Origin of the sequence: Bartonella sp. TT29SHDZB, assembly GCF_042193395.1 — a bacterium.
Classification (GTDB): Bacteria; Pseudomonadota; Alphaproteobacteria; order Rhizobiales; family Rhizobiaceae; genus Bartonella.
The window spans coordinates 1-3,724 of the sequence record NZ_JBHILQ010000049.1 but is presented as its reverse complement, the minus strand read 5'-3'; the positions used below and the strand labels follow the sequence as shown (position 1 = coordinate 3,724).

Here is a 3,724-nt window from a genome sequence, read left to right as displayed (position 1 = left end):
TTAAAACACGCCGCCTTACTCCATAATCATAGCCATCTTCAATTGTTTCACTTTGCGTTGAGATATTAATTGCAGGCGTGTTCTCAACGGAAAAGTTGAAATCACGCATATTGAAAACATTGTCACCAGCTGCCGTCTTTGCTGCTTTAATCAACGCAACAAAGCTTTCCCTTATCGTTTCTCTCGGATGCATGAGTGTTCCTGTTATTTAACATTTATCCTTTTCTTTATATTGGTATCGTGCTATGATACGTAAAAGAACGAATAAAGGTGATTTGGTGATTGAATCTTTTGCTGATAAGCGGTGTAAAGATCTTTTAGAAGGCAATCCGCCCAGAGACTTTCCCACCACTCTAGTGCGTATAGCCCAAAGAAAATTGTTTATGCTCGATAAAGCAGTTGATCTTAAAGATTTGCGTAGTCCTCCGGGAAATCGTCTAGAAGCATTGAAAGGAGAGCGTAAAGGTCAATATTCTATCCGTATTAATGACCAGTTTCGTATTTGTTTTGAATGGCGCTCTAATGGCGCCTATGAAGTTGAAATCATAGATTATCATTGATCTGTAGGAGGTCGAGATGAAAAATTATATAGCGATTCATCCCGGAGAAATTTTACGAGAGGAATATTTAAAAGAATATGCTCTCTCTGCTTATGCTCTTGCAAAAGCATTAAATGTTCCACGTACGAGAATAGAACGTATTGTTGCTGAAAATAGTCCAGTGACTCCCGATACAGCACTAAGATTAGCCTATTTTTTTGATACTACTGCTGAATTTTGGCTTAACATGCAAGCTGCTTATGACGTTAGTATATTACAAACTGAAAAAGCAGACGAATTTGCCAAAATCAATAAATTTGAATGTAGGGTTTAACCACTCCCCATTTTAAGAACAGGGAGGGGAGTTGTGTTTTTAAGTTAAGCAGCTTTTACAACAGGACTTTCCAAAGTAGGAGCATAAGCTTGCAATAACGGATTCATGCTATGCGGTAGTTCTGAAGTTCCAAAACCTGTAAGAACTGCAAGAATCTTTGTAATATTCGGCACCTCATCTTGAAGTTTTAAAATCAAAGCTTTTTCTATTGCATCCATGGTCTCAATGAGAGCATTAAAAGCTTTATCTTCGACATCATCACGATCAGAAAATTAAAACAATGCCATCCATAAATCGCACAAAAAATCGATACTGGTATTCATTGCCCCCCCCCCAAAAGATTTGCTCTCTTAAACATGCTAATCCTCTGGATGTGATTTTCGTTGAAGGCAGCACCTTTACTGTACCATCCGGTCTTTGAATAGTAATAGCAGGACAATCCATAAATCCTTTCTTGATCTTGTCCTGATAAGGTAACAGTGGCGTCCTTAGAGCCCGTCGATACACCCAATCATGTTTACGCAAGTAATCAGTTAAGTCCTTAGGTCGTACCTCTAACATCTTTTCTGCTTCAATAAGACCAAACAAACCATCAGAGCGTTTTAAACCATCAAGTGCTTCTGCTTTTGGTGCTAATTCAGCAATAACATGATCTTTCTGCTCTATTTGATTTTGTAGGTGATTCAAGACACCAAGTAATGCTTCAGGTTTGGAGTAGTCAACTTGTGGTGTCACTACTTGTTTCAAAAGCCGTTCACATTTGTTAAAGTATTGACGTGCTTCATGCCCTTTATCATTACGCTCTATTATCGAAAGATGTTTAGCCATGTCTAACGTAATGTGGTATTCTTTTACCTTTCCACCGCTTACTAAATTTTTAGTAAGCGTTATAAAGTTTATATTTTCCTGAAATTTACATTCTTTAATGCGATTTTTAATCCAATTTCTAAATTCAGACTTTATTTCCAAAAACGCATGCAAATCACGCGCGTTAACAGTTTGAATTGTTTCTTGGCCAATAGTTTGTTCTTTAATTTTTATAGAGTATTCATGATGAACTCCTTACTACTTAGATGTTTTTCATTGACTCTTTAATTAGAAAGTGCCGAGCACTGAAAAACACGGTAGTAAGCCCGTCGTTATGCTTTCCTATGAAGGTGTTTTATAGCATAACCACACCCCACAAGATCACTATATGCGAGTAACATACAATGAGTCAAAGCCTTTAATGTGCGAAAATAAACTATCTCGGTAGCTTATCCGCTTAGTATTTAAGGTGTTCGTTAGGTTCCTGTTTCGATTATTCATACTCCTGTAATAATATCACTTTTTTCTAAAAATCATAAGCACATATTTACTTTATTTGTCGACTCACTTTAGATTTTCCAGCTTAGTTTTTTATTTATAGTGGAGGGGACAATAATGCTCGACATACTTGATACAATTGCGATGATCGTATGTTTGTTGTCGTTACCGGTGATGGTTGTCGGACTTGTTTTAGTGTGTATAAAAAAATGGCGTAAAAATGGATTGAAAACCCTTGGTATTGGAGTCTTATTATTTCTCGGCTCTGCAATATTAGGTGCGTTTTTTTTTCACAAAATCAAACCAGATCAAGTTGCGTACAATAATGAAATTTTTTCCTCCTCCTCGACTTTATTAATAGATGTTGCTACTCAAAATGAAAGCGTGACAAAGGTACTACCTGAGAATACTGATAAGCAAAGTATCCATGTTCAAGATAAAAAGTCAGACGAAAATGATGGTCTAGGTTTTTGGGGATGGTTCAGGTTAATTTTCTTTGCATTTATTGTATTGTCTATTTTTGTTCATTGGCAAGATAAACGCAACAAACGTTTTAAAGAAAAAGTTTCAGAGCAGGTTTTAATGCCTCCCCCCATATCCATCCTTCTTCTGATTTATCAGTTGTTAATAAAATGTCGCCGGAACTTGAAAAAAAACGGTTAGAAAAGAGGGTACAGATCGTTCTCCTTTGTGCTCTACTGATTGGAGGCATTGTGGTAACAGTAACTATTACGCCATGGTTATTAGTACCCATTTTTATTGTTTTAATTTTTGTTATTATTGCCTATCGTGAGACAAAAAAGGAAAAAAGCTTTGAGCAAGAAGTTGCTCTGTGGCAATCAGATATTCCTCCCTCTAATTTTGAGGAAGCATGTGAAATGTTTCAAGAACTTGACGCAAGTGAATATGATTATCGTTTAGTACAAAATGAAAAACTGTTGAGAGTTCAAGAACGCGTTACCTTTGATATTGGCGAAAATACTCCAATTTTAGGACGTCTTTTAGTAACAAATCAAGCTATTGTATTTGAAAGCCCTGAAGATAATGAAAGGACTACTTGGGCAAGAATTGCATCAGTAACTATAACATACCAAGGATGTCACATCAGTCACCGTACCGGCGCACCATGGAATTACCGATTTAGTGCTATTCCAAATCCAAGGTTTGCAGCAGTAATCCGAGCTCTTGGGCAGCCTTATTGATTTTGAAACACACAAGACAAAGGTTCCTCATTGTTTTATCTCTCGCAAGATAAGCTTATACATACCGGATTCTGAGGCTTGGACATCTGTGATCACGAAGTGCTCTTGAGAAGAGGGGGCTTTGTTGTTTTCAGGGGAAATGATTACAACACTATCTTGAGGTTTTGGTGGTATTCCCCCGATATCATTGATACAAAGATCAAGTTCCTTTCTTGGAATTGTGGTGGGGATTCTGCCACCGGCGTCCGATTCCGAATGTTTAATGCCGTAAATCGCTGTGATACGAAAAGATTGCTGGTTGTCCTTTCGCGTGTAGATGATGGGCTGCCCAAAAGTGTTGCGCA

General features: G+C 37.5%; 7 protein-coding genes and 1 pseudogene. 4 read left to right on the top strand and 4 right to left on the bottom strand.

The genetic code is table 11. The features are described 5' to 3' along the window. A pseudogene (locus tag ACFIJJ_RS09125) lies at positions 1-193 on the bottom strand (hypothetical protein); the annotation flags it as partial. Positions 194-245: 52 nt separating this feature from the next. Here ACFIJJ_RS09125 and ACFIJJ_RS09120 point away from each other — a divergent pair. Both ACFIJJ_RS09120 and ACFIJJ_RS09115 read left to right on the top strand, forming a co-directional pair. Continuing rightward, complete coding sequence (locus ACFIJJ_RS09120) at positions 246-560, top strand: type II toxin-antitoxin system RelE/ParE family toxin (RefSeq protein ID WP_375624242.1); 315 nt, start codon at positions 246-248, stop codon at positions 558-560. 16 nt (positions 561-576) lie between these two features. After that, positions 577-873: a HigA family addiction module antitoxin gene (locus ACFIJJ_RS09115; RefSeq protein WP_004861504.1), complete on the top strand. Its 297-nt coding sequence runs from the start codon at positions 577-579 to the stop codon at positions 871-873. 44 nt (positions 874-917) lie between these two features. Here ACFIJJ_RS09115 and ACFIJJ_RS09110 read toward each other — a convergent pair whose 3' ends face one another. Beyond that, complete coding sequence (locus ACFIJJ_RS09110; protein ID WP_375646723.1) at positions 918-1,091, bottom strand: hypothetical protein; 174 nt, start codon at positions 1,089-1,091, stop codon at positions 918-920. A 46-nt stretch (positions 1,092-1,137) separates the two neighbouring features. After that, complete coding sequence (locus ACFIJJ_RS09105) at positions 1,138-1,914, bottom strand: antA/AntB antirepressor family protein (RefSeq protein WP_375646725.1); 777 nt, start codon at positions 1,912-1,914, stop codon at positions 1,138-1,140. 381 nt (positions 1,915-2,295) lie between these two features. On the opposite strand from ACFIJJ_RS09105, the gene ACFIJJ_RS09100 reads away from it, so the two are divergent. After that, positions 2,296-2,841, top strand: a complete 546-nt coding sequence (locus ACFIJJ_RS09100) for a hypothetical protein (RefSeq protein WP_375646722.1) — start codon at positions 2,296-2,298, stop codon at positions 2,839-2,841. After that, complete coding sequence (locus ACFIJJ_RS09095) at positions 2,811-3,380, top strand: hypothetical protein (RefSeq protein WP_375646721.1); 570 nt, start codon at positions 2,811-2,813, stop codon at positions 3,378-3,380. Before ACFIJJ_RS09100 ends, ACFIJJ_RS09095 begins: the two co-directional genes overlap by 31 nt. A gap of 27 nt (positions 3,381-3,407) precedes the next feature. Here the strand turns inward: ACFIJJ_RS09095 and ACFIJJ_RS09090 are convergent. Continuing rightward, a partial coding sequence (locus ACFIJJ_RS09090) for a hypothetical protein (RefSeq protein ID WP_375646719.1) occupies positions 3,408-3,724 on the bottom strand: 317 nt, incomplete at its 5' end.